This is a genomic window from Emticicia fontis, assembly GCF_054779675.1.
In genome coordinates this window covers 158,796-181,673 of record NZ_BAAGXU010000002.1, presented here as the reverse complement: position 1 = coordinate 181,673, position 22,878 = coordinate 158,796, and the positions used below count along the sequence as shown (strand labels likewise).

Here is a 22,878-nt window from a genome sequence, read left to right as displayed (position 1 = left end):
TTAGTTTATCCTTTAAAACCATTTGGCGTAAATAACCCCCTCATAAAATCAACATATTCCTGTTCGGGTTTAGTAGTTCTTACCTGCATCATTTGTTCCAGATCAGGGCCAGCAAGGTATCTTAACTGATGCTTACCATCAGTCGTTGCAGTATAAATTACGTTTGCTACATCAGCTGGAGTAAATTTATTGCCACCGGCAAATGATTTGAAAAACTCGCCCATTTCTTCATTAAAAGCATTGTAATCACTTAGATTGGCATCAAAAGCATAAGAATTCACCGCTCTTTCATAAAAAGGTGTCGCAATATAGCCGGGTTCTATGAGCTTTATCTTGATGCCCTGAGAATCCAGCTCAAAGGCTAAAGATTCCGAAAACCCTTCAATAGCAAATTTAGAGGCACTATAAATGGAAAGCAAAGGCGTAGTTACCCGACCTGCACCAGACGAAATATTGACAATAGTACCGCCTTTATTGGCTCTGAAATGTGGAAGAATTGCTCGGGTAACATTCATTACTCCGAATACATTCACATCAAACTGCGCCTGAATTTTTTCAGGTGATGTGGCTTCGAACAAACCTTGCTGCCCATAACCTGCATTATTTATCAAGGCATCAATTTGCACGAATTGAGTAATACCTTTCTGAATAGCAGCGTCAATAGAGGCCAAATCATTTACTTCTAGCTGGGTTACTAAAATATTAGGTTCGTTTACCAATTCTGTTTCTTTTTCTGGGCTACGCATAGTGGCGATTACATTCCAGCCTTGTCTGGCAAAATGTAAGGACGTAGCTTTCCCTATGCCGGAGGAAGCTCCGGTAATCAATACTGTTTTTTTCATGTGACAGATTGTTAGTTAATATTTGAAGGATTTATTCCATAATGTTGCTTGAAAGCATAAGAAAAATGTGAAAGACTCTCGAAACCTACTTCATAATAAACATCAGACGGGCGACGGCTTTTTTCTTTTATCAGATAATGCGCTTCTTCCAATCTTCTTTGTTGAATCCAACGATTAGGTGTAGTATGAAAAACCTTTTCAAAATCTCTTTTAAATGAAGAGAGACTTCTGCCAGAGAGATAGGCAAATCTTTTGACATCTACATTGAATCGGAAACTCTGCTGCATAAATGCTTCAAGGTCGATTTTATGTGGCATATCAAACTGAAACAATATATTCTTCAGTACCGGGTTCACCTCTAATAAAAGCATAAGTGCCTCTTGGCGTTTAAGATTAATCAGGCTTTCGGGCAATGAAGCATCAAAATAGGGGAGAAGTGTCTTGAAATAATTCTCCAATAAAATATCATGACTTATCTTGAATACTGCCCCTTTTTGCTCGAAAACTGCTTCTTCTGAAATACCATATTGCTCACTGAACTGTAGCAGACTTGCTTTATCAAACACAACCGTGATAGATTTAAAGTCTTGACTTTCTTCGGGTTGTTTAATGAATTTGGAAAGAAAATTCTTTCTGTAAAATACAATATCACCTGCGCTAAATGTTTTGTTGCCATCCGAATCGGCCACTTTCAGATAACCCGAAACTATATAGCATAAGCCATGTTCGGCAATAAATTGTTCGCCGATAACACGCTGCGCATTATGATGTGAATACACTACGCCAGGCATATAAGTAGATATAGAAAGTTCTTTGCTCATTTTTTGCTGTTTCAATAACAATGCAAAGATGGCAGATAAAAAATAATTCTGTTTTCGTCAGAGGCCCAATATTACTTTCGTAGAAAGTTCAACAGTCTTGCCAATATATGCTTTTGAATTGATTCATGACTTATACTAAATGATACTTCAATAAATCTTCTTTAAAAATTTGTGCAAGCAAATACTTGCTTATATATTTGCAAGCAAATGATTGCCTAAGTTTTATGGATACAAGAAGAGATGTTTTCCAGGCTATTGCCGACCCTACCCGCCGACAAATCATAGAAATGTTGGTGAAGAAACCATTACACGTGAACGAAATTGCTGAGAATTTTGAGATGACTCGTCAGGCAGTATCATTACACGTCAAGATTTTATCAGAATGCGGCCTGATTATAATTAAAAAACAAGGTCGAGAACGCTACTGCGAAGTAAAAATTGAAGAACTCAATCAGGTAGGCGAATGGGTGAATTTCTGCCGTCAGTTCTGGAAAGAACAATTCAGCGCATTAGATAAATACCTTACTCAAATACAATCTAATCAACCATCCGATTGTGACAACACAGCCCAATAATACCGATTTTGTGATTAGTTATGAATTCAACGCGCCAAGAGAGTTGGTATTCAATGCCTTTAGCACGGCAGAAGCACTTAATGCCTGGTGGGGGCCGGTGCAAACCAAAAACAGTGTCATAAGTCTGGATTTCAGACCTGGAGGGATTTTTCATTTTAAAATGGAATCACCGCAGGCAACCAACTATGGCAGATTCGTATTTGGTACTATTCAGCCCTATGACCTGCTCGAATTCACTAATTCATTTGCAGACGAACACGCCAACGTAATTCCTGCACCTTTTGATATTCCTTTACCTGACTGTATTTTCTATCGATTGATTTTTACTGAAATGCATGGTAAGACTATAATCACCATGACAGGCCAGCCAGTCAAAGCTTCGCAGGAAGAAATAGCAGGGTTTCAATCCATCAATGCCAGTATGCAGGAAGGATTCGGTGCTAGTTTTGAACAATTATCCACTTATTTAAATAAAATACAATACAATGAGAAAGCTAAAATTACAGGTGCAGATGTCAGTTGATGGTTTTGTATCAACCGGCCCCAATGACGAGCAACAATGGGTAACATGGGCATGGGAAGAAATCAGTTCTGATGTGCTGGCTTTGGCCGATTCTGCTGACACCATTCTCATCGGTCGTAAATTAGCCATAGACTATATTCCTTATTGGGAAAGTGTTTACACAAATCCTGAAGATGAAATGTATGAGGTTTCTAAAAGAGTGGTCAATCATAAGAAAGTAGTATTTACCCAAACCCTCGAAAAATCAGAATGGAATAATACAGAATTAGCCACGGGTGATTTAGTAGAAGAAGTAAACCACCTCAAAAAGCAAGAAGGTAAAGATATAATTGTATATGGTGGAAGCTCATTTGTCGCTAATTTAGTTCAGGCAGGATTAATAGATGAGTTTTATTTATTTATTAATCCTGTTGCACTAGGGAATGGGGAATCTGTTTTCAGTAATTTGCAAGACTGGCAACGATTTAAACTAAAACAATCAACAGTTTATAATTGTGGTATTATTTTAATGACTTATGAGAAAATATAAAATTGATATTCTTTACTAAAGTAGGTTAATTCTCTGATAAATGATTATCAGAGAATTAATTTTATATATTAGTCCAGAGCGGCTTTTCCAATAAAACTCTTTCATGAATCTGACAAGACGCCGCATGCGCTCCAGCCAGATAGCCGATACTCATCAGAAATTCATTTACTATCTCGCCACCAGTAAAACGGAAGGTTTTCTTAAACAATTTTACCCATTCTTCTTTGGTTCGTGGATGATTGGCTTCCAGCCATTTTTCAAATGAACCATGTGATTGTTGAAGCGCCAGAATCGTTTTGGCATTTTCAATCGCAGCGTTGATTTTCAATCGGTTTCTGATGATTCCTGCATCAGCCATTAATCTTTCGCGGTCGGCTTCGGTGTAGTTAGCTACGATCTCAATATTGAAATTGTCGTAGGCTGCTCTGAAAGATTCTTCTTTTTTGAGAATCGTCTCCCAGCTTAAACCTGCCTGATTGATTTCCATAATCAATCGGCCAAATAATTCATTATCATCATGAATTGGAAAACCATAATGATTGTCATGGTAGTTTTTATGTAGTTCTTTCTGCGCACCACTCATGCGCTCAATAGCGAAGCAATAAGACATTTGTGTGTAAGGTTTTGGAATGCAAAGGTAGCCTGAATACGCTAAGGATAGCTACACAAATTGTTTAGTTTATCTGGATTTTATCTGGCCGTATTATCCTCTGAAACCTGTATGATTTATTGAATTCAAAATAATTATTCTCATCATATTAAACCATTCAAAACCTTCTCTGTCAAAGCCGGACAATCTTATTTAAAAGCTAATGACTGACAAAACATCTACTGCAGAAGCTCCAAAACCGCCGGTAAAAACACCTAAAAAGAAATCTCCCTTTCGTGAATGGCTCGACTCCATTGTCTTTGCCGTCGTAGCTGCCTCACTTATTCGTTGGCTCTTATTTGAGCCATACACCATTCCAAGTGGTTCGATGGAGAAAAGTTTATTAGTAGGAGATTTTATCTTCGTAAGCAAATTCCATTACGGTACCCGAACGCCTAAAACAATTTTGCAGGTTCCATTGACCCATCAGAAGATTTGGGGAACTGAAATACCATCTTTTCTGGATTGGATTCAGTTGCCTAACTACCGCTTACCAGGGTTTACCCATGTGAAAAATGGTGATGTGGTTGTGTTCAATTATCCAGGTTGCCCTGAAAGACCAGATGATTTTGGTGGCTACAATAAATATCCGGTTGATTTAAGAACCAATTATATCAAACGTTGTATAGGTATTCCGGGTGATGCCGTAGAAATGCGCGCAGGGCAGGCTTACGTAAATGGAAAGATTTTCGATAATACTGTTGGGATGCAGATGGAATATGAAATCGAAACCAATACACAGGTAAATGATAAGGTCTTCCAGAAATATGGTATCACTGAATTTGGACAGGAAATAAGTGCCGAAGATAAGACGATGTATCTGGTAAAAGCGACGGGACAGGCAGTAAAAGACATGAAAAGTCTGGACTTTGTGAAAAATGTAAGTACCGTAGTGCAAGCCAAAGGTGATACCAGCAATGGCAATTATAATACGTTTCCTTATAATTCGCGCCTGTTCCCATACAATCGTGACAATTTCGGGCCTATCATCGTGCCAAAAAAAGGAGTGACGATTTCGTTAGATGAAAAAAACATTGCCATGTATAAAGGTATCATCACAACTTTCGACGGAAACGATGATGCTAAATACATCAACGGGCAAATCGTGCTCGATGGCAAACCTATTACTTCCTATACATTTAAGCAGAATTACTATTTCATGATGGGCGATAACCGTCATGGCTCTGACGATTCCCGTTTCTGGGGATTTGTACCAGAAGACCATGTTGTGGGCAAAGCCGTATTCATCTGGATGTCAATTGATGCAGAAGGTAGTTTCCTTAACAAAGTCCGTTGGAATCGCTTGTTTAATATTATTAAATAAGTGCAGCACTGATTAGGTGTGTTTCAGTTGTGGGATGCGGCATGATATCGTCTTTTCATATCTGAAACACACTTTTTCTTTTAAATTTCGCTACCAGTATTTTAGAGGCATTAGTATTTTCAGTATATTATTTTTTACAGTTGGGGTCATTTGGATCAACAACCTGGTCAACCCAGCCTTCTGGTCTGTGTGAGGTACTGATGTCTGTTTCCAAACATAGAGCTTTGGGTACTCTGGGTGGTCCATCCCAAATCAATATATAAGCCAGTTCAGGCGGATTGGGCTCAGGGTTTGGGTAACGCTGATTTAATGCCGTAAATAAACCAGAAGGCTCAAGCTTGCCCGTATCTTTTCTATCTAACCAATAACGGACAGTAGCCACCGACGAAGCCGTAAAATAACCTACTACTATTTCGCGCGCATTTCCTACATTGCTGATATTACCTGCCAAAGCGGACGGAGGAGTATCTGCAATACCACCGTTCCCTTGCGTTTGCTCCTGAAACAATCTAAAATACTGATAGGCATCTTTGGTTAATGAAGACTGCCTGACTTCTACCAAAGCACCGTTACACTGGTAATAAGGTATCCGTGCTACTTTTCTATCCAGAATGCTTCCACCATTGGTATTCCTGTCTTCAAATAAATTCAATACGTTATTCTGTAAAATCTCCCAGCACTCGCCCCGACATTCATAATCATACTTCCATTTGGTGGCTACATAGGCAGGCGCTCCTCGTGTATTGGGTTCTACCTGTGTCAGACAATTTTCAAAGGGCTTGGTACCTGATAAATAATATCTTGAAAAGGGATATTCACCCGGAATAATCTCATTGATGGCATACACACCGTTTTCGCAGGTATGGCACCATTTCTTTTTTTCGTAAAGGGTATAATCCCAGCTATAAAAATTTGCCTGGTCTGCTGGGTCTTTCACATCCAGATAGAGGCTATGTACACCTTTAAAGCCACCTTCTTTGGCAAAAGACTCATTGGCATCAAATCGGGCTGTCAGCTTCTCAATAGGAGGGACTTTTGGCATAATCTGTATGGTCGACTCATACTTAGTGCCATCAGTCAACTGAAAACGCAATTGATAAGATGCACCAACCTTACCCTTAAATGTTAATGGCAAAGCATATTCTCCGGGTTTACCTTCTTTTTCTTTAAAAACAATAATTTCTGTCGAATTAACCTCTAATTCAACAATAGCGCTACTAATAGGTATCGTACTTGATTGCCCATATTCTGATTTTGAGCGATTGATTTTTATAATTTGTTCTTCGTCACGGTCGGTTATGATCCCGTCTACTACAATAATATTTATATTGTTTACTCTATCATACTCTATCTGGTCGACACAGCTAAGCAGGGCCAGGAAAAGCATAGCCGAAACAATCGTTTTTTTATGAAAAGATATAAACATAGACTTATTTAAACTCAAAATTATAAGACAACGATGGGATAGGTGTGGCAAAAATGGCTAATCGATACGGATATAGCTCACTTTGTTTAAAATAGATAGAGTAAGCATTTTTTCGGCCATACAAATTATAGACTGTAAATGCCCAGCGCCCTTGCCAACGTCTCTTTTTCATGCTTGGGTTATAGATATTCCAGGCGAAATCAAGGCGATGATAATCAGGCAGGCGCCCCTGATTACGCTCATTATAAACCGGATACACCCGACCCATATAAAAAACCTGTCCATTAGGTGCACTAAAAGGCCGCCCGGTACTATATACAAAATTGAACGAAAAGCTATGCGTTTTTCCCTGATTCAGGTTAATACTCAGATTCAGGCTATGTGGTCGATCATAATTGGCCCGGTACCAGTCTCCATTATTAATCTGTTGTTTCACATCTACATTACCTGTTACCTGATTAAACGAACGGGCATAAGTATAATTCAGCCAGCCGGTCAGTTCACCTTTTTTCTTGCTTAACATCAATTCTACTCCATAGGCTTTGGCTCTGGCAGGTAATAATTGTGTTTCAGGATAGGGTTGTAGCAGGAAATCAGCCCCGGGTTTATAATCCAGGGTATTCTGAGTAGTCCGCCAATAGGCTTCGGTCGAAAACTCAAAAGTATTATCTTTCAGATTCTGAAACCAACCTACAGAAAACAACTGGCTCAATTGCGGTTTAATATTCGGGTCGCTGGTTTTCCAGCGTGCCGTTGGCAGCGGGGTAGTAGTATTGGTGATAACCTGCAAATACTGGCGCATCAGGTTATAACCAATCTTGAAAGAAGTATTCGGCCCCGTAGCATATCTGATGCCTAAGCGGGGTTCCAGTCCACCATATGTTTTCGAGACTTCCCAATTACCATATTTTACTGAATCTATTACGCTCGCTTCATACATGGCTTCGCCCGGTGCATATTTTCGCACTAAACCCGGCCCCAGACTCATAAAATAAGAATAACGTAATCCGGCTGACACTACCAGTTTTTCTGAAAGGCTTGCCTCATAATCAGCATGGATGGCCATTTCTAGGCTGTTTTCATTCGGAGTCTTCCTGTAATTAATATTAGGGCTTCCACCAGGCAATAATTCTCCCGGATTCAACTGATAATGAATCGCATTGATGCCTATTTCAGTTTTCGAGTTTGCACCCTGATAATTCAGATTCGATTTGATTTGTTTTTGCTGTATTTGCTGCCTTAATGTTACTTCACTATTAGTTCCAGATTCAATAGTTAAAATATCAGGCGTATACTGTGCCAATACAGCAGTTGTTTGCAGATTCAGCTTAGGCGAAATCGTACTAAACCATTGTAATAGCCCATTCATAGTCTCGTGGCGATACTGAGTACTGACTGAATTAATATCAGCTAAACCACCAATCAGCTTGGTACTGAATAGGTCTTTACTGAAATAACCCATGGCTGTCATGGTATTATTTCTATTCATCCGCCAGAAAAGCTTACCAACCACATCGCCGAAATTGGCTTTGATACTATCTAATTTTTTTGAAACCAATGGCAAAAGCGAAGAATTAAACGACCCTCTCCCCGAAATCATTAGACCTAATTTGTCTTTTACAATCGGTATATCTAATGTCAGTTTATTGGATACGATACTTACACCGCCTTTCATAGAAAATTTATCTAGGCCCGGATTCCTCAAAGAAATATCCAGTACTGAGCCCGCACGACCTCCAAACCTAGCCGGAACATTGCCTTTATATAAGTCTAGGCCACGCACGGCATCAGCAGGAAACACCGAAAACAAACCAAACATATGCGTTGGGTTGAAGATAGGCGTTTCATCCATTAATATCAGGCTCTGGTCTGTATTACCTCCGCGAATATTGATACCATTAGCAGCTTCGCCAACACTGGTTACTCCGGGCAATAATTGCAGGCTTCTTAAAATATCAATTTCACCCAAAGCCGCAGGAATGCGTTCAATGGTTTTCATATTGATGCGGCTTACACCCAATAAAGGCTCCCGAACTGTACGGTCATAACCTTTATCGGTAACAACTACTTCTTCCAGCTGACTTGAAACACTAAGGAGCTTAATAGAAAGGTCAAGATTTTGCCCACCTCTGATGTTGATGCGATAAGGAAGATAACCTACATGACGTACCACTAAAATATGTGAGCCTGGAGAAAGATATAAACTAAACTTACCTTCGGCATTGGTATAAGTGCCTTTGGTATGTTTTTCAAAGTCGATCACGATAGCTGCTCTGTTGAGCGGCGCATTATCAGCAGAATCACGAACCATTCCGGTCAGTACTTGTGCTTTTGAATAGAAGCTAATCAAACCCGAAAACAAAATAAGTAAAGGTAATTGCTTCATATTGGCCAAGGACAGAGACGATTCGATTTTATAAAATGACGTAATAAAGTATGCTTTTGCTGTTGAATAATAAGTTGAATATTGAAAACACAGTTATGTGCTCTTATATTGTTATGTGTAGAATAAAAAGGCAAAACTATTAAAATTACTGCAATGAAATTAAATCTCTCATTCTTCAAATCACTAATTCACTCAATCGCTCATTCACAAACTCACTCAATTCCCCCAAAACGGCACAGGTGTTTTTTCATTAAATAGTTCCTTTATATAGTAGTCTCTTCTTGATGTTTTATTACAAGAATTATCTCCATTGATAGGATAAATACAAGGTTCATACGGCCCTTGATTATAAGTATACATGATACTGACAGGTTCTTTACTGAGCGTAAGCTCATCGCGATGCGCGCGATTCAGAAAACAATGTCCTAACTCATGAAATACCAAAGCCTCGCGGTTTTGTACGGGAGCGGTTTTCCAGCATCTGGTGTTTATGACTATATTCCGTTGTCCGGTTTTATCTGCTGTAAAATCTCCGCAAACTTTGGCTAAATCAGTCTTAAATGTCATTCGGAGATTTTCAGGTTTTATGATTATGCCTACTTTTTCCGCTTCTTTTATAAATTCGGTTACATGAGGTAGAAATTGAGGGTCAATTTCATAGACCAATATAACAGGTTCATTTTTGCCACAAGCTAAATTAAATAATAGGAGCAGAGCGATTAGGAGTTTCTTTTTCATATCCGAAATATAAACAAAATGTAAGGAAATGAAGAAAAGAATTATAAAATGTGATTTTTTTAATTTTTATACCATTTAATTGCTGGTAACTCTATAATCAATTGCTACAGTTATCCTACCCAACTACCTTAAAACTATACAAATAAGGTGCCTTATGTGCCTTACCGGAATACTGCTTATCATGTCGTTCCAGAATATTCAGACTCAACATTTTGCGCTGAAAAGTAGTGCGGCGGAGTTTTTCGCCTAAAATGGCTTCATATACCTTCTGCAATTCATTCATCGTGAATAAGGATGGCAAAAGATTCACACTTACCAGTTTGCGTTCAAGATTATCACGTAGGGTCTGTAAAGCTTTTTCTACAATTAAGGTATGGTCTTGCATCAAAGGTGGGAGTTTATCAAGCGAATACCAATCGCATGAATCAGATAATGCATCAGGAGTAGGGACTACTTTCTCATAATTAATCAGTGCATAATAGGCCACCGAAATAAATCTGTCAAGCATCCAGTAATTTTCAGGAACATGATGCCCATTTGCTTCCAGAATCGTTTTCATAGCTCCGGCCTGATAACGAGCTACGTCTCCAAAGGTATAAAACTGTTCAAGATAGATATTATCTAATCCGGTTCTTTCCTTTAAACCTCTTCTTACCGCCGCATTCAAATCTTCATCCATCTTCACAAATCCACCGGGCAAGGCAAATAAACCCGTATTATGATATTTCATAATCAAAATTTTGAGCTGGTTACCCGAAAAACCAAAAATAACCGAATCGTAGGCAATATGAGGCAAATATCTTTTCTCTTCCACAGTGACAGGGGCTTAAATAATATGCAAATATAAATTTTTCAAAAATAAGTATGATTATTTCTAAAAACCAATTATTATTGTCACAAATTGAGACAATAACTAAATTTTATCAAAAAAAATGAAGAAAATATGCTATTTAATTAGCCTTTTTTTTACGTGTACCATGATGGCACAAGCACAGAACAACAATGCCTTTGCCGTACAAACCACGATCGAAAACGGTATAATTGAAGGAAATTACGACACTAAAACCGGTATTCAGACCTATTTCGGTGTACCATTTGCCAAACCACCTGTTGGAAATCTCAGATGGAAAGCCCCTCAACCGGTTGATAACTGGAAAGGGGTAAAAGAAACCAAAAAATTTTCAGCAAGACCGATGCAAACTGTGGTATTCGGTGATATGAACTCCCGCTCAAATGGCGTAAGTGAAGATTGTCTCTATCTGAATGTATGGACTCCTGCCAAACGCAATACAAAAGATTTACCGGTTCTGGTATATTTTTTCGGCGGTGGATTCGTAGCCGGAGATGCTTCTGAGCCAAGATATGATGGCGAAGCAATGGCGAAAAAAGGCATTGTAGCAGTAACAGTAAATTATCGTTTAAATATCTTCGGTTTCTTTGCACATCCTGAATTAAGTGCCGAAGCACCTTATAAAGCATCAGGTAACTATGGTTTATTAGATCAGGCTGCGGCTTTGAAATGGGTACAAAAAAATATTGCAGCCTTTGGTGGAGACCCTAAAAAAGTGACAATAGCAGGCGAATCAGCAGGTTCTATTTCAGTGAGTGCACAAATGGCGTCGCCGTTGTCAAGAAACTTAATCGCAGGTGCAATTGGTGAAAGTGGTGCTGGAATTAATCCGACATTAGCGCCTGTGCCCTTAGCAGAAGCAGAGAAAGTAGGCGCAGATTTTGCCAAAAATGCAGGTTATCCTTCGTTAGCAAAACTAAGAGCTTTAAGTACTCGCGAAGTGTATGAAATTTATAACGAATCAAAAAGATTCGGTTTCCCGACTGTTATTGACGGATATTTCTACCCTAAAACTATCCCACAAATCTTTGCTGCCAAAGAGCAAGCGCAAGTACCTTTATTATTAGGTTGGAACTCAGCCGAGATTCCTGGAGCTGCGTTCATGTTTGGTCAACCTTATAAGGATGAAGCCTACATTGCCCGTGTGAAAAAAGAGTATCCGAATGATTCGGAAGAAGTATTGAAACTTTACCCTCATGGCTCAGAAAAAGAGATTGAGTTATCAGCAACTGCGCTAGCATCTGACCGTTTCATTGCGTATAGCACCTGGAAATGGTTTGACTTGCACCGCAATAACAGCTCACAGCCTGTGTATAGATATTTATACAGCAAAGTACGACCGCCATTGGTTGACCAGACATTAGCATCCGGGCTTGCCGGTGGAACTGTTAAAAAAGATGGTAGTACACCGAAAGCACCAGAGCCAGTTGGCGCGCCGCATGCCTGCGAAATTGAGTATTGCATGGGTAATCTGCACCTGATTAAAGAATATGCCTGGACACCAGACGATTACAAAACCTCAGAAACTATGATGAACTATTTTGCCAATTTTATCAAAACCGGAAACCCAAACGGGGCTAAATTACCTGACTGGCCAGCAGCCAAGGCAGGTGATTCAACCCCACCGGTAATGATATTAAACGCAGAATCAAAAGCCGAAAATGCCAAAGACGATGCCCGTTATCTGTTTCTGGACAAGGCTTATGGCAATAATAAATGAGTGATTGAGCGGTCCGCCGCTGCGGCGATTTAGTGAATGAGTGATTAAATAATTGCATAAGGCAACTTCACTTGTTATACCTTAAAGTTCATAGCAGAATTTAATCTTAATTAATCACTAAATCGCTCATTCACTAAATCACTAAATATCAATATCTATCCCAATCTAGTCTTATTCAATGAAAAAAATCATCGTATCGCTTTTAGCATTCTGCTTTGCGGCTGGTGCTTCAGCACAATTACAAACCGGAGAAGATGTAGCCGTTACCAGCACCGATGCTGGTAAAGTACGTGGTTATATCCATAATACTATTTATACCTATAAAGGTATTCCTTATGCCGAAGCTAAACGCTTCGAGTCTCCGCAAAAACCTAAATCATGGTCAGGCGTGCGTAGCTCCTTAACTTATGGCCCGGTTGCTCCTTTGATGACTCCGACTACGACCGTACAAGACGAATCAGAGTTTGTATTTCATCACGACTGGGGCTTTACCAATGAAGACTGTATGCGCCTGAATGTCTGGACACCGGGTATCAACGACGGTAAAAAACGCCCTGTATTATTCTGGATACATGGGGGTGGCTTTACTGCCGGTTCTTCACAGGAATTACCCTCTTATGATGGTGAAAACCTGGCCAAGAAAGGCGACGTAGTAGTTGTATCTATCAACCACCGTTTAAATATTCTGGGTTATTTAGATTTATCAGCGTATGGTGATAAATATAAACAATCAGCCAACCTGAGTATTGTAGATATGGTGGCAGCCTTGGATTGGGTAAAAACAAACATTGCTAATTTCGGGGGTGATGCTAACAACGTAACTATCTTCGGACAATCAGGTGGGGGCGCAAAGGTAAATACCCTAATGGCTACTCCAAGCGCCAAAGGTTTATTCCACAAAGCAGTTAACCAGAGTGGTGCTTTCAGAACAACACTTCTCGAAAAATCTGATACCCAATTGATTGGCGCAGAAGTATTGAAAGCCTTGAACATAGAGCCAGGCCAGATTGACAATATTCAGAAAGTTCCTTATGCTGATTTAGTGGCGGCAGGTAATAAAGCCCTGAAAATTGTAGGTGATAAAATGAAAGCTGAAGGCAAAAATTCGGGTGCATTTGGCGTAAGCTGGGGGCCAAGCCGTGATGGGGAGTTTCTGCCTTATCAATTTACAGATGCTCAGGCAGTTGAACTATCTAAAAATGTCCCATTGCTAATCGGAACTGTGAAAAACGAATTTATGGCATCTTTATTCAGTGGAATGTCTAATGCTACTGCCGACAAGGTGAATGACTTTTTGAAAAACAGATATAAAGATAAAACAGATGCCTATATAGCAGCAGCAAAGAAAGCATTCCCGAATGACACAAAGCCATCTGATTTGATGGATATTGATTTAATGTTCCGTCCGGGTGCTGTTACGCAGGCTAAAGCAAAATCTACCTCAGGTGGTGCACCGGTTTATATGTATTTATTCTCATGGCAATCACCAGTATTAGGCGGTAAATACAAAGCCTTGCACTGTATGGAAATTCCTTTTGTATTCAACAATATTGCCCGCTGCGAAGAAATGACCGGAGGTGGAAAAGAAGCCTATGCTTTGGCAGAAAAAATGAGCCAATCATGGATAAACTTTGCCAAAACAGGTAATCCTAATGCGACTGGCCTACCCAAATGGGAACCATATACAGCAGAAAAAGGAGCAACCATGTTCTTCGATAACACAAGTACAATCCGTTACCACCACGATAAAGAATTATTAGAGGTTGTAGCGCAGCAATAAGCATTGAGTGAATGAGTGAGTTAGTGATTGAGTGATTAATTCACTCATATATTTAGAAATAATCTTCTCATTTATTTGTGAGGTTCAATCTAAATGATAATCACTCATTCACTAACTCACTCATTCACTCAATAAAATGTTTCATACGCTTGGTTGAATAAATATATTTGATGGTGATTCTGTCAAATATTATTTTGGTTGATAAGTTTCAGCAGTATATTCGCTGATTCATTATTAAATAACTCTCTGCTAGTCTATTAGTCAGAGAGTTATTTGTTAAAATTAAACCCCTATACCCTTAACCATGAAAAAAACACTATTTCTATTCCTATCTCTATCTTTCTGTACAATTATCAGTGAGGCGAAGATTATCCGGATTGTCATTGATAAAACCGAAATGTACGCCAATGGTAAACAGTTTGGCGCTGTCGGACAATATCAGAGATTAACTGGCCGAGCCTTTGGAGAAGTGAGCCCAACAGATATACACAATACCATTATACAGGATATTGCATTAGCGCCACGAAATGAAAGAGGAATGGTAGAATACGAAATGGAATTCGTTTTGCTGAAACCTGTTGATTTGAACAAGAGCAATCACCTATTGTATTATAGTGTACCCAACCGTGGAAATATCGGTGGGGCAGATACTACCTTATTAAAACGAGGATACATTTATCTATGGGGTGGCTGGCAAGGAGATATTATTGGCGACAACAAGATTAAAATTAAAGTACCCGTAGCCACCGAAAATGGCAAAGAGATTATCGGGAGGCTTCATGCTGAATTAATCGTTAATGAAACCACACCAACACAAAATCTAAGCGGTGGGGCGTTCAGCGCTCAATTTCATAAGGCTTATGAAACAGTTTCTTTAGATAATGCTACCTCCACACTAACCAAACGCGTTCATGCAGCAGACGAACCTGTCAGGATTCCTAATTCAGACTGGGCTTTTGCCGATTGCACCAAAGATGTCTTTCCGGGTGTACCCAGCACGACACAAATTTCACTGAAAGGTGGCTTCGACCCTAACTATATTTATGAACTGGATTATACAGCCAAAAATCCATTAGTTCTGGGATTGGGATTTGCCGCCACAAGAGATATGATTTCATTTTTGAGATATTCTCAAAAAGAAGAAAACCCAATCCTTAACCAAACCAAAGCAGCTATGGCAGTAGGGGTATCACAATGTGGTAATTTCCTGCGTAGTTTTTTACACTTAGGTTTCAATGCCGATGAAGAGAATAAGCCTGTTTTTGAGGGATTAAATGTGCACATTGGCCCCAGAAGAATTACCCTGAATGTCCGCTTTGGCCGCCCGGGTGGAGGAGGAATGCAACATGAGGAAGTATTTTTTCCGGGCAATGAACCTCCTTTTACTTGGTCAAGTACTTTAGATCCACTTTCAGGAATTGAAGGAGGTATTCTGGATGCTTGTCAGAAACAAGGTTTTGTTCCGAAAGTAATGCATACTTTAAGTTCAACCGAATACTGGCAATCCCGAATGTCGCTGCGTACTACCGATGTTTATGGGAGAAAAGATTTAGAAATACCTGAAAATGTCAGAATCTACTTGTTTTCAAGTACACAACACTCACCTGCATTCAGCTCAAATATTAATAAAGTAACTGGCTTTCCTTCAAATCCTAATTCTTATATCGATTCTTGGAGAGCTTTGCAGATTGCTCTGGAGCAATGGATATTAGAAGGGAAGAAGCCACCCAAAAGTATTTATCCGACAATCAAAAACAAAACTCTGGCTAAGTCTACCGATATAGGCTGGCAAACCATGTTCAATGTACCTTTCAGAGGATTGGTTGATGGCTTGCAGGTAAGAGATTTCGGCCCTCAGTTCGATGAAAAAATGATGTCAGGTATCATAAGCGAAAACCCAACTGTCAAGAAAGAAAAACAATATACAGTTTTAGTACCTAAGGTAGATGAAGATAATAATGAAATAGGAGGGTTGGCTACACTCACTCAGCGAGTGCCTTTAGGCACTTATACAGGTTGGAGCCTGCGTAAGGCAGGTTATGGCGAAGGGGATCTGGCGGTATTAGAAGGTATGTATATTCCGTTTGCCAAAACAAAAGCCGAGAGATTGGTAAACAGCGATACCCGTTTATCATTACAAGAACGCTATCAATCACATGAAAACTATGTGAAGCTGGTAAAGAAAGCCGCTAAAAAAATGGTGAAACAAGGCCTGATGCTGAAAGAAGATGCAGAGAGGGAAATAAAAAAGGCAGAAAGCATGACGAATTTATTTTGACGACAGAGGTTTTTTCTATTCGTAGACACCTGATGAATAATATACTCTTATAACCTAATCTTATAAATATACCAATGCTAGCCCTATTAGGATTTGCCACCATTGTTGTTTTCTTATTTCTCATCATTACCAAGCGCCTGTCAGTCATTACAGCATTGGTAATTATTCCTATTATCTTTGGATTGCTGGCAGGATTTAAACCAAAAGAACTGGGTGAAATGATGTTGGCAGGCATCAAACAGGTAGCACCTACGGGTATTTTGCTGATGTTTGCCGTTCTGTATTTTGCCACTATGCTTGATGCAGGACTTTTCGATCCTGTTATTGCTTTTATCATTCGTTCTGTAAAAGGCGACCCCATGAAAGTAATCATTGGCACAGCTATCCTGACTATGATTGTGCATCTGGACGGTGATGGGACTGCTACTTTTATGATAGTCCTTTCAGCATTTTTGCCTATTTATAAAGAACTCAAAATTAATCGATTGATATTATCGGGCATTGTAGCTCTGAGTGTTGGCCCTCTGCATCTGGTGCCTTGGTCGGGTACATCGGCAAGAGCTATTTCAACCCTTAAATCAGATGCAGTTCATATTTTTAATCCCAATATTCCTGCTATTATTGGTGGCATTGTCTGGGTTTTATTTGTGGCTTATATTTTTGGTAAAAGAGAACGCAAACGTTTAGGAATACTTGATTTTCAATACAATCATCACGAAAACCTCAGTGAAGCCCAAAGAGAATTAAGAAGACCAAAATTGATATGGATTAATGCGATTATGACAATAGCACTAATCGTAACATTAATGAAAGGCTGGATTCCCGCTCCGGCATTATTTGTTATTGCCAGTATGATTGCTCTATTGGTCAATTATTTCAAACTATCAGATCAGCAAAAAATATTGAAAAGCCACGGGACAAATATCTTTATGGTATCCAGTATGATATTTGCTGCAGGCATTTTTTCAGGAATCCTGACGGGTTCCAAGATGATAGAAGCAATGGCTACAACTTTGGTCTCTTTTATTCCTGAGCACCATGCAGGTTGGCTTCCCACACTTACGGCACTTACAAGTATGCCCGCCAGTATGTTATTCACGCCAGATGCTTATTATTTTGGAGTAGTACCTATCCTGAGTCAGACAGCCACTCAATTTGGCATCGACCCTTTAGAAATTGGTCGCGCAGCTTTATTGGGGCAAATGACCGTAGGCTTTCCGTTAAGCCCACTAACAGCTTCTACTTTCTTGCTGATAGGTTTATCAGAGGTAGAATTAGGAGAGCATCAGAAATTTGTTTTTAAATGGGCATGGGGTACTACTATTGTCATGACGATTGTAGCATTGCTGACAGGCTCATTGCATCTATAAATGAATGGCTATGAAACAAAAAATAAGAATTGGTTGCGGCGCAGGTTTTTCAGGCGATAGATTAGAACCTGCCATAATCTTGGCCGAAAAAGGCGAATTAGACTATCTGGTTCTGGAATGTCTGGCTGAACGTACCATTGCTTTAGCCCAGAAACGCAAATTGCAGGACTCTACCAAAGGCTACGACCCATTGCTTGAACGAAGAATCGAAGGCCTTTTACCTTTGCTGGTTCAGAATAATATCAGGCTGATTACCAATATGGGGGCTGCTAACCCGATAGATGGCGCAAAGAAAATTATTGAAATTGCCAAAAAACAAGGGTTAACAATAAAAGTAGCAGCCGTGTATGGGGATGATGTTTTTGCGAATATTTCACCTGATACCCCAGCTATTGAGACTAATGAGCCATTGGGAAAAAGCGGAGAATTAATTTCTGCCAATGCTTATTTAGGCATAGAGGCGATTTTAGCAGCATTACAGGCGGATGCCCAGATTATCATTACAGGTCGCGTAGCGGATCCATCCTTATTTCTTGCCCCGATGATTCACGAATTTGGCTGGCAAACGGATAATTATGATTTAATGGGCAAAGGCACAGTAATAGGTCATCTATTAGAATGCGCCGGACATATTACAGGAGGTTATTTTGCAGACCCTGTAAAAAAGCCGGTTGAGGATATGGATAAGCTCGGGCATCCTTTTGCAGATGTATTGGCGGATGGCTCAGCTATTATCAGCAAAGTAGAAGATACTGGAGGAATAATAAATCTGCAAACTGCCAAAGAACAATTATTGTACGAAGTCATTAATCCTCACGAATATTATACACCTGATGTAATCGCTGATTTTACTACAGTTTATCTGAAAGAAATAGGAGAGAATCAGATACAGGTAACAGGTGGAACAGGTAAACCCAAACCACAAACCTATAAAGTAAGCGTTGGCTACAAAGCCTTTTATTTAGGAGAAGGAGAAATTGCTTACGCCGGCGCATCGGCTTTGGAACGAGCAAAATTAGCAGGAGAAATAATTGAAAAACGCCTGAAATCTCAATTCCCAGATTTGAGAATCGATTATATAGGAAGCAGCGCCATTCATAGAACAAATTTTGATAATACCTCAACCCCCTACGAAATCCGTTTAAGAATAGCCGGAAAAGCCACTAACCCAACTGATGCAACCTTAATAGGAGAGGAAGTAGAAGCCCTATACACCAACGGTCCAGCCGGCGGCGGAGGTGTAAGAAAATACGTAACTGAGGTAATAGGTATAGTATCAACTCTGATAGACAGACAAAATATCCAAGCTCAAATTCAATTATTCCAGTCGTGAATAAATCACTCATTCACTAAATCACTCAATAGCCCCATGAAACTCTACGAAATAGCCCACAGCCGTGCCGGAGACAAAGGCAATACACTCACGCTCTCTCTGATTCCATATCATGAATCAGATTACCCAATGCTTTGCACAACTGTAACCGCTGATACTGTTAAAAATCATCTATCAACCATCGTTTCAGGTGAAATCATCCGATACGAACTACCAAATATTCATTCCTTACTTTTCGTTTGTCAGAATGCACTTTTGGGCGGCGTGACTACTTCATTGGCGATTGATACACATGGGAAGACTTTGAGTTATGCTTTGTTGGAGATGGAGATTTAGAGAAACTAACTACTTCCTTTTGCCAGAAGTAACCCCATTATTTTGCCAATACCGTCACTAATTTCTTTATCAATCATCGGTGAATTTTGCTCTAAAACAACACCTCCGTGATGAAGAATCTTAATCATATTATTTTCTAATATGATTATATAATCATGAGGCTGCATAAATTCCATTTGATATTTATCTTCGTACCACTCAACGAATTCATAGAAAGAATTTAAATCAAATTTAAAGCATTTTTTTTCTCTTATTCCTTCATCTGTCAAAAGCATAACCTTTTGATTAGGCAAGTCTTTTAAAACTAAATTATAGAAATTATTTTCATCCCAGTATTCTCCATTGGGCAATTTTCCATGCTCAAACCAGATCCAGTCTTCAATCCACGTTCTAGTCCAGTTTTTCCAGCCGATTTTTCCAAATATCCAGTCTGGTCCAAGTAATTTAAACTGCTGCTCAGGTTTAGCATTTAGCAGTAAACACATTTTTTCATAATACCTCTCTATGGGTAACACAGCAAACATACGCTTACAAATTTTAAAGTCTTGTTATTAATTGAGAATCATTAGTTTATTCATCCCAAAGCCCCTCCAAAGTATAATCACTACCCTCCAGGCACCAGAAATCACCTTTAATATAGCGATAGTGTTTATCTAAATCACTCATTCGGCCCATTTGATTGGCGTCAAGTATAATATCTGCTGCGTCCAGATTTTCTTTCAATCTGCTTGGATTCACTGATTTTGGAATAACAGAAGTACCTCTGTTCACAGCCCACGCCAGCATTACTTGTGCAGGAGAGCAAGCTTTTTCCTGAGCAATGGCCAAAATTGTTTCATTCTCAAATAACTTAGGTTCATTGGGTGAAATTCTGCTGGCAGGTCGGTCAGCTGAACCCAATGGACAAAAACCTGTAATGGCTATATTATTTTGTTTTGTAAATTCTACCAATGCTTTTTGTTGATGAAAAGGTTGTAATTCTACCTGCAATGCTTCCGGTAAAACCGCGGTTTCATCTCTTAATTGACTGATTTTTTGGATACTGAAATTAGAAACGCCAATATGTTTGGTTAATCCTTTTGCCTTTAAATCAACAACCGCTTGCCATGTCTCACTTAAAGGTAAATCACTCAGGCTAATCATCTCATCAGCTTTTTGCGGATAATTCACACCATAGACCAAAGCTACAGGCCAGTGAATCAGGTATAAATCCAGATAATCTAATTTAAGATTTTTCAAGGAAGCTTCGATGGCAGATTGCACATCTGCTGCACGGTGGCGGTTATTCCAGAGTTTAGAGGTTATCCAGAGATCTTCGCGTTTTACATCATGATTTTTAATGGCATCAGTAATAGCCAAACCTATCTCTTCCTCATTCCCATAAATAAAAGCACAATCAAAATGACGGTAGCCAATCTCTATGGCTGTTCTGATAGTTTGATAGATTTCTCCCTTGGCCGATTTCCAGGTTCCTAAACCCAAAGCAGGCATTAAATCGCCATTACTGAATGTCAGATATTTCATGTGTATGATTAGATGATAGATTTTCTGCGAAAGTAAAGAAAAAATGTAGAAGTATCAGTAGAACCATTTTATTAAACAAGATTGATATTTTAACTTAGAATAAAATAACAACTAAAAATTGTAACCTTAAAACGTCATTCCTGTTTGAGCACAATTATAAATCGAGATTGTATCTTGTTATTAGGAAAAATCTTACAGATTTTTAATTGAGTGAGTTTGAATGATGGCTGCTTTTTTGGTTACTTTTTGCAGGTAAAAAAAGTAACAGCCTTCCAACTATGCGAAGCGAATAACAAAATTATTAAGGCAATTAACATTTTATCGAAATATTTTTTTTACAAATTCCTTATTATCAATTAATTACCTTAACTTCAATAAAATTTTACAACTTTTTTAAAATTTCCCTGTAACCTTTCTCCCATTACACAGTTTCCACTTCGAATTTGATAACCAACATATCTTAAAAGTGTGAATACACAAGATAATCTACTAATGCTCCAGGTAAAGGCTGGTGACCTCGACAAAATGGGTCTCCTGTTTGAGCGATACCATCGCCCTTTGTTTGGGTTTCTCTATCACATGACAGGTGATACCCAGACTAGCGAAGACCTGGTCCAGAATGTATTTTATCGGATGTTGAAATACAGACATACTTTTACGGCTGAAGGTGAGTTTCATACCTGGATGTATCATTTAGCACGTAATGTGATAAACGATTCTTATAGGCAGAACAGACATTCGATGCAGCATTATGATTTGGAAAAATATGCTGAACGAGTAGGCGGAGGCGCAACAGCCGACGAAGAATTAGAAAAAAGACAAGAAACAGAAATGTTGCAACGGGCCATCGATAAATTAAGTCCTGAACACAAAGAAGTACTCATTATGAGTCGCTATCAGGAGTTGAAATACGAAGAAATTGCAACAATACTGAATACTACCGAAGGTGCCATTAAAGTAAGAGTGCACCGGGCCATGAATGAATTAAAAAAACACTTTTTAAAAATTGAAAATGGAAGCAAAGCTCATGAATTGTGAAAATGCCAGTGAAATGATGGTAGATTGGTTGAACAACCAGATGCCGGCAGCTGAGAGGGCAGCTTTTGAAGTCCACCTGAACGAGTGCCCCGATTGCCAGAGAGAATTGAAAGCGACCCGCCAGCTTTGGGAAGTAATGGGCAATATTGCCGTACCAAAGCCAAGCGATAATGTCCCGATTCAGTTCTACACTATGCTCGAAACCTTTAAAGGCGACGAGACCAGGAAAGTGAAGAAGACGGCTTTCTGGGAAGACCTGAAAAATAACCTGGAAGCTTTTTTTACACCAAAGCTTTTGTTGAGAGTATCATATAGTATGTGTCTTCTACTGATAGGTCTGGGTGGCGGCTATTTCCTGAGCAGACAACAAACACCTGATTATCAGGGACAAATAAAAGACTTGTCGAATCAGGTACAGGAAATGAATCAGAAGATGATGCTTACCTTACTAGAGAAAGAGAATTCTTCTGCCACTGAGCGCCTGCAAGCCGTAAGCTATACCAAAGAAATAGATAAGGTTGACGGACAAGTATTGGAAGCACTCTTAAGCACCTTAAATAATGACGAAAACGTAAACGTACGTTTAGTAACCCTGGAAGCACTGGCGCAGATGGGCGATAACCCGAAAGTAAGAGAAGGCCTGGTGCAATCTATCTTAAAACAGGATACCCCGCTGGTGCAGGCTGCCTTGGCTGATGTAATGGTGAAACTGGAAGAAAAACGTTCTATCAAGCCATTGCAACGATTGTTGGAAAAAGACGATACCGATGTCATAGTCAAAACCAAAATCAAAGAGACCCTCAAGGCTTTATCTTACAGAGTTTAAAATAAAAAGC

The 22,878-nt window shown here is 39.3% G+C and carries 21 protein-coding genes; 12 read left to right on the top strand and 9 right to left on the bottom strand.

All coding sequences use genetic code 11. The features are described 5' to 3' along the window. Positions 1 to 5: 5 nt before the first annotated feature. Both ACYVFA_RS01905 and ACYVFA_RS01900 read right to left on the bottom strand, forming a co-directional pair. Positions 6 to 842 (bottom strand): SDR family oxidoreductase, encoded by an 837-nt coding sequence (locus ACYVFA_RS01905; protein ID WP_460470095.1) that lies wholly within the window; start codon positions 840 to 842, stop codon positions 6 to 8. Positions 843 to 853: 11 nt separating this feature from the next. Continuing rightward, complete coding sequence (locus tag ACYVFA_RS01900; RefSeq protein ID WP_460470094.1) at positions 854 to 1,663, bottom strand: AraC family transcriptional regulator; 810 nt, start codon at positions 1,661 to 1,663, stop codon at positions 854 to 856. 224 nt (positions 1,664 to 1,887) lie between these two features. On the opposite strand from ACYVFA_RS01900, the gene ACYVFA_RS01895 reads away from it, so the two are divergent. From ACYVFA_RS01895 to ACYVFA_RS01885, 3 genes are read left to right on the top strand one after another with little or no spacing between them, the layout of a single operon-like run. Then, complete coding sequence (locus ACYVFA_RS01895) at positions 1,888 to 2,238, top strand: ArsR/SmtB family transcription factor (RefSeq protein ID WP_460470093.1); 351 nt, start codon at positions 1,888 to 1,890, stop codon at positions 2,236 to 2,238. After that, the gene (locus tag ACYVFA_RS01890; RefSeq protein WP_460470092.1) at positions 2,219 to 2,761 is read left to right on the top strand and encodes an SRPBCC family protein; all 543 of its coding nucleotides are present in this window, start codon (positions 2,219 to 2,221) and stop codon (positions 2,759 to 2,761) included. Before ACYVFA_RS01895 ends, ACYVFA_RS01890 begins: the two co-directional genes overlap by 20 nt. After that, entirely contained in the window at positions 2,724 to 3,290 is a 567-nt protein-coding gene (locus ACYVFA_RS01885) for a dihydrofolate reductase family protein (protein WP_460470091.1), read from the top strand. The genes ACYVFA_RS01890 and ACYVFA_RS01885 overlap by 38 nt, the downstream gene beginning before the upstream one ends. Before the next feature lie 61 nt (positions 3,291 to 3,351). On the opposite strand, the gene ACYVFA_RS01880 is transcribed toward ACYVFA_RS01885, so the two are convergent. Beyond that, positions 3,352 to 3,900, bottom strand: coding sequence for a DNA-3-methyladenine glycosylase I (locus ACYVFA_RS01880; protein WP_460470090.1), 549 nt, complete (start codon positions 3,898 to 3,900; stop codon positions 3,352 to 3,354). 202 nt (positions 3,901 to 4,102) lie between these two features. On the opposite strand from ACYVFA_RS01880, the gene lepB reads away from it, so the two are divergent. Beyond that, positions 4,103 to 5,263, top strand: coding sequence for a S26 family signal peptidase (gene lepB, locus ACYVFA_RS01875; RefSeq protein ID WP_460470089.1), 1,161 nt, complete (start codon positions 4,103 to 4,105; stop codon positions 5,261 to 5,263). 127 nt (positions 5,264 to 5,390) lie between these two features. On the opposite strand, the gene ACYVFA_RS01870 is transcribed toward lepB, so the two are convergent. From ACYVFA_RS01870 to ACYVFA_RS01855, 4 genes are all read right to left on the bottom strand, one after another. Continuing rightward, positions 5,391 to 6,689 carry a DUF4249 domain-containing protein gene (locus ACYVFA_RS01870; RefSeq protein ID WP_460470088.1) on the bottom strand — a complete coding sequence of 433 codons (1,299 nt, stop codon included), beginning with the start codon at positions 6,687 to 6,689 and terminating at the stop codon, positions 5,391 to 5,393. A 4-nt stretch (positions 6,690 to 6,693) separates the two neighbouring features. Then, positions 6,694 to 9,075: a TonB-dependent receptor gene (locus ACYVFA_RS01865; RefSeq protein ID WP_460470087.1), complete on the bottom strand. Its 2,382-nt coding sequence runs from the start codon at positions 9,073 to 9,075 to the stop codon at positions 6,694 to 6,696. Between the two features lie 216 nt (positions 9,076 to 9,291). Next, entirely contained in the window at positions 9,292 to 9,813 is a 522-nt protein-coding gene (locus ACYVFA_RS01860) for a hypothetical protein (RefSeq protein WP_460470086.1), read from the bottom strand. A gap of 115 nt (positions 9,814 to 9,928) precedes the next feature. Next, positions 9,929 to 10,627, bottom strand: a complete 699-nt coding sequence (locus ACYVFA_RS01855; RefSeq protein WP_460470085.1) for an NUDIX hydrolase — start codon at positions 10,625 to 10,627, stop codon at positions 9,929 to 9,931. Between the two features lie 118 nt (positions 10,628 to 10,745). Here ACYVFA_RS01855 and ACYVFA_RS01850 point away from each other — a divergent pair, with 118 nt between their 5' ends. The 6 genes from ACYVFA_RS01850 to ACYVFA_RS01825 all read left to right on the top strand — a co-directional run bounded on the left by ACYVFA_RS01850 (position 10,746) and on the right by ACYVFA_RS01825 (position 19,480). After that, on the top strand, positions 10,746 to 12,383 hold the full coding sequence (locus ACYVFA_RS01850) for a carboxylesterase/lipase family protein (RefSeq protein ID WP_460470084.1): 1,638 nt from the start codon (positions 10,746 to 10,748) through the stop codon (positions 12,381 to 12,383). Positions 12,384 to 12,561: 178 nt separating this feature from the next. Then, complete coding sequence (locus ACYVFA_RS01845; protein ID WP_460470083.1) at positions 12,562 to 14,163, top strand: carboxylesterase/lipase family protein; 1,602 nt, start codon at positions 12,562 to 12,564, stop codon at positions 14,161 to 14,163. A gap of 304 nt (positions 14,164 to 14,467) precedes the next feature. Further along, entirely contained in the window at positions 14,468 to 16,441 is a 1,974-nt protein-coding gene (locus tag ACYVFA_RS01840) for an alpha/beta hydrolase domain-containing protein (protein ID WP_460470082.1), read from the top strand. A gap of 74 nt (positions 16,442 to 16,515) precedes the next feature. Continuing rightward, entirely contained in the window at positions 16,516 to 17,811 is a 1,296-nt protein-coding gene (locus tag ACYVFA_RS01835; protein ID WP_460470081.1) for a CitMHS family transporter, read from the top strand. Positions 17,812 to 17,821: 10 nt separating this feature from the next. Continuing rightward, a complete protein-coding gene (locus tag ACYVFA_RS01830; RefSeq protein WP_460470080.1) occupies positions 17,822 to 19,144 on the top strand; it encodes an acyclic terpene utilization AtuA family protein in 1,323 nt (440 codons plus the stop codon). Positions 19,145 to 19,180: 36 nt separating this feature from the next. Then, positions 19,181 to 19,480 (top strand): AtuA-related protein, encoded by a 300-nt coding sequence (locus tag ACYVFA_RS01825; RefSeq protein ID WP_460470079.1) that lies wholly within the window; start codon positions 19,181 to 19,183, stop codon positions 19,478 to 19,480. A gap of 5 nt (positions 19,481 to 19,485) precedes the next feature. On the opposite strand, the gene ACYVFA_RS01820 is transcribed toward ACYVFA_RS01825, so the two are convergent. Both ACYVFA_RS01820 and ACYVFA_RS01815 read right to left on the bottom strand, forming a co-directional pair. Further along, entirely contained in the window at positions 19,486 to 20,004 is a 519-nt protein-coding gene (locus tag ACYVFA_RS01820) for a hypothetical protein (protein ID WP_460470078.1), read from the bottom strand. 46 nt (positions 20,005 to 20,050) lie between these two features. After that, positions 20,051 to 21,004 carry an aldo-keto reductase family protein gene (locus ACYVFA_RS01815; RefSeq protein ID WP_460470077.1) on the bottom strand — a complete coding sequence of 318 codons (954 nt, stop codon included), beginning with the start codon at positions 21,002 to 21,004 and terminating at the stop codon, positions 20,051 to 20,053. 492 nt (positions 21,005 to 21,496) lie between these two features. On the opposite strand from ACYVFA_RS01815, the gene ACYVFA_RS01810 reads away from it, so the two are divergent. Further along, positions 21,497 to 22,042, top strand: coding sequence for an RNA polymerase sigma factor (locus ACYVFA_RS01810; RefSeq protein WP_460470194.1), 546 nt, complete (start codon positions 21,497 to 21,499; stop codon positions 22,040 to 22,042). After that, complete coding sequence (locus ACYVFA_RS01805; RefSeq protein ID WP_460470076.1) at positions 22,017 to 22,868, top strand: HEAT repeat domain-containing protein; 852 nt, start codon at positions 22,017 to 22,019, stop codon at positions 22,866 to 22,868. The genes ACYVFA_RS01810 and ACYVFA_RS01805 overlap by 26 nt, the downstream gene beginning before the upstream one ends. Positions 22,869 to 22,878: the final 10 nt, after the last annotated feature.

Coding starts and splice junctions, on each gene's coding strand:
- ACYVFA_RS01905 (WP_460470095.1), bottom strand. CDS start 842: ATGAAAAAAACAGTATTGATTACCGGAGCTTCCTCCGGCATAGGGAAA.
- ACYVFA_RS01900 (WP_460470094.1), bottom strand. CDS start 1,663: ATGAGCAAAGAACTTTCTATATCTACTTATATGCCTGGCGTAGTGTAT.
- ACYVFA_RS01895 (WP_460470093.1), top strand. CDS start 1,888: ATGGATACAAGAAGAGATGTTTTCCAGGCTATTGCCGACCCTACCCGC.
- ACYVFA_RS01885 (WP_460470091.1), top strand. CDS start 2,724: ATGAGAAAGCTAAAATTACAGGTGCAGATGTCAGTTGATGGTTTTGTA.
- ACYVFA_RS01880 (WP_460470090.1), bottom strand. CDS start 3,900: ATGTCTTATTGCTTCGCTATTGAGCGCATGAGTGGTGCGCAGAAAGAA.
- lepB (WP_460470089.1), top strand. CDS start 4,103: ATGACTGACAAAACATCTACTGCAGAAGCTCCAAAACCGCCGGTAAAA.
- ACYVFA_RS01870 (WP_460470088.1), bottom strand. CDS start 6,689: ATGTTTATATCTTTTCATAAAAAAACGATTGTTTCGGCTATGCTTTTC.
- ACYVFA_RS01865 (WP_460470087.1), bottom strand. CDS start 9,075: ATGAAGCAATTACCTTTACTTATTTTGTTTTCGGGTTTGATTAGCTTC.
- ACYVFA_RS01860 (WP_460470086.1), bottom strand. CDS start 9,813: ATGAAAAAGAAACTCCTAATCGCTCTGCTCCTATTATTTAATTTAGCT.
- ACYVFA_RS01850 (WP_460470084.1), top strand. CDS start 10,746: ATGAAGAAAATATGCTATTTAATTAGCCTTTTTTTTACGTGTACCATG.
- ACYVFA_RS01845 (WP_460470083.1), top strand. CDS start 12,562: ATGAAAAAAATCATCGTATCGCTTTTAGCATTCTGCTTTGCGGCTGGT.
- ACYVFA_RS01840 (WP_460470082.1), top strand. CDS start 14,468: ATGAAAAAAACACTATTTCTATTCCTATCTCTATCTTTCTGTACAATT.
- ACYVFA_RS01835 (WP_460470081.1), top strand. CDS start 16,516: ATGCTAGCCCTATTAGGATTTGCCACCATTGTTGTTTTCTTATTTCTC.
- ACYVFA_RS01830 (WP_460470080.1), top strand. CDS start 17,822: ATGAAACAAAAAATAAGAATTGGTTGCGGCGCAGGTTTTTCAGGCGAT.
- ACYVFA_RS01825 (WP_460470079.1), top strand. CDS start 19,181: ATGAAACTCTACGAAATAGCCCACAGCCGTGCCGGAGACAAAGGCAAT.
- ACYVFA_RS01820 (WP_460470078.1), bottom strand. CDS start 20,004: ATGTTTGCTGTGTTACCCATAGAGAGGTATTATGAAAAAATGTGTTTA.
- ACYVFA_RS01815 (WP_460470077.1), bottom strand. CDS start 21,004: ATGAAATATCTGACATTCAGTAATGGCGATTTAATGCCTGCTTTGGGT.
- ACYVFA_RS01810 (WP_460470194.1), top strand. CDS start 21,497: ATGCTCCAGGTAAAGGCTGGTGACCTCGACAAAATGGGTCTCCTGTTT.
- ACYVFA_RS01805 (WP_460470076.1), top strand. CDS start 22,017: ATGGAAGCAAAGCTCATGAATTGTGAAAATGCCAGTGAAATGATGGTA.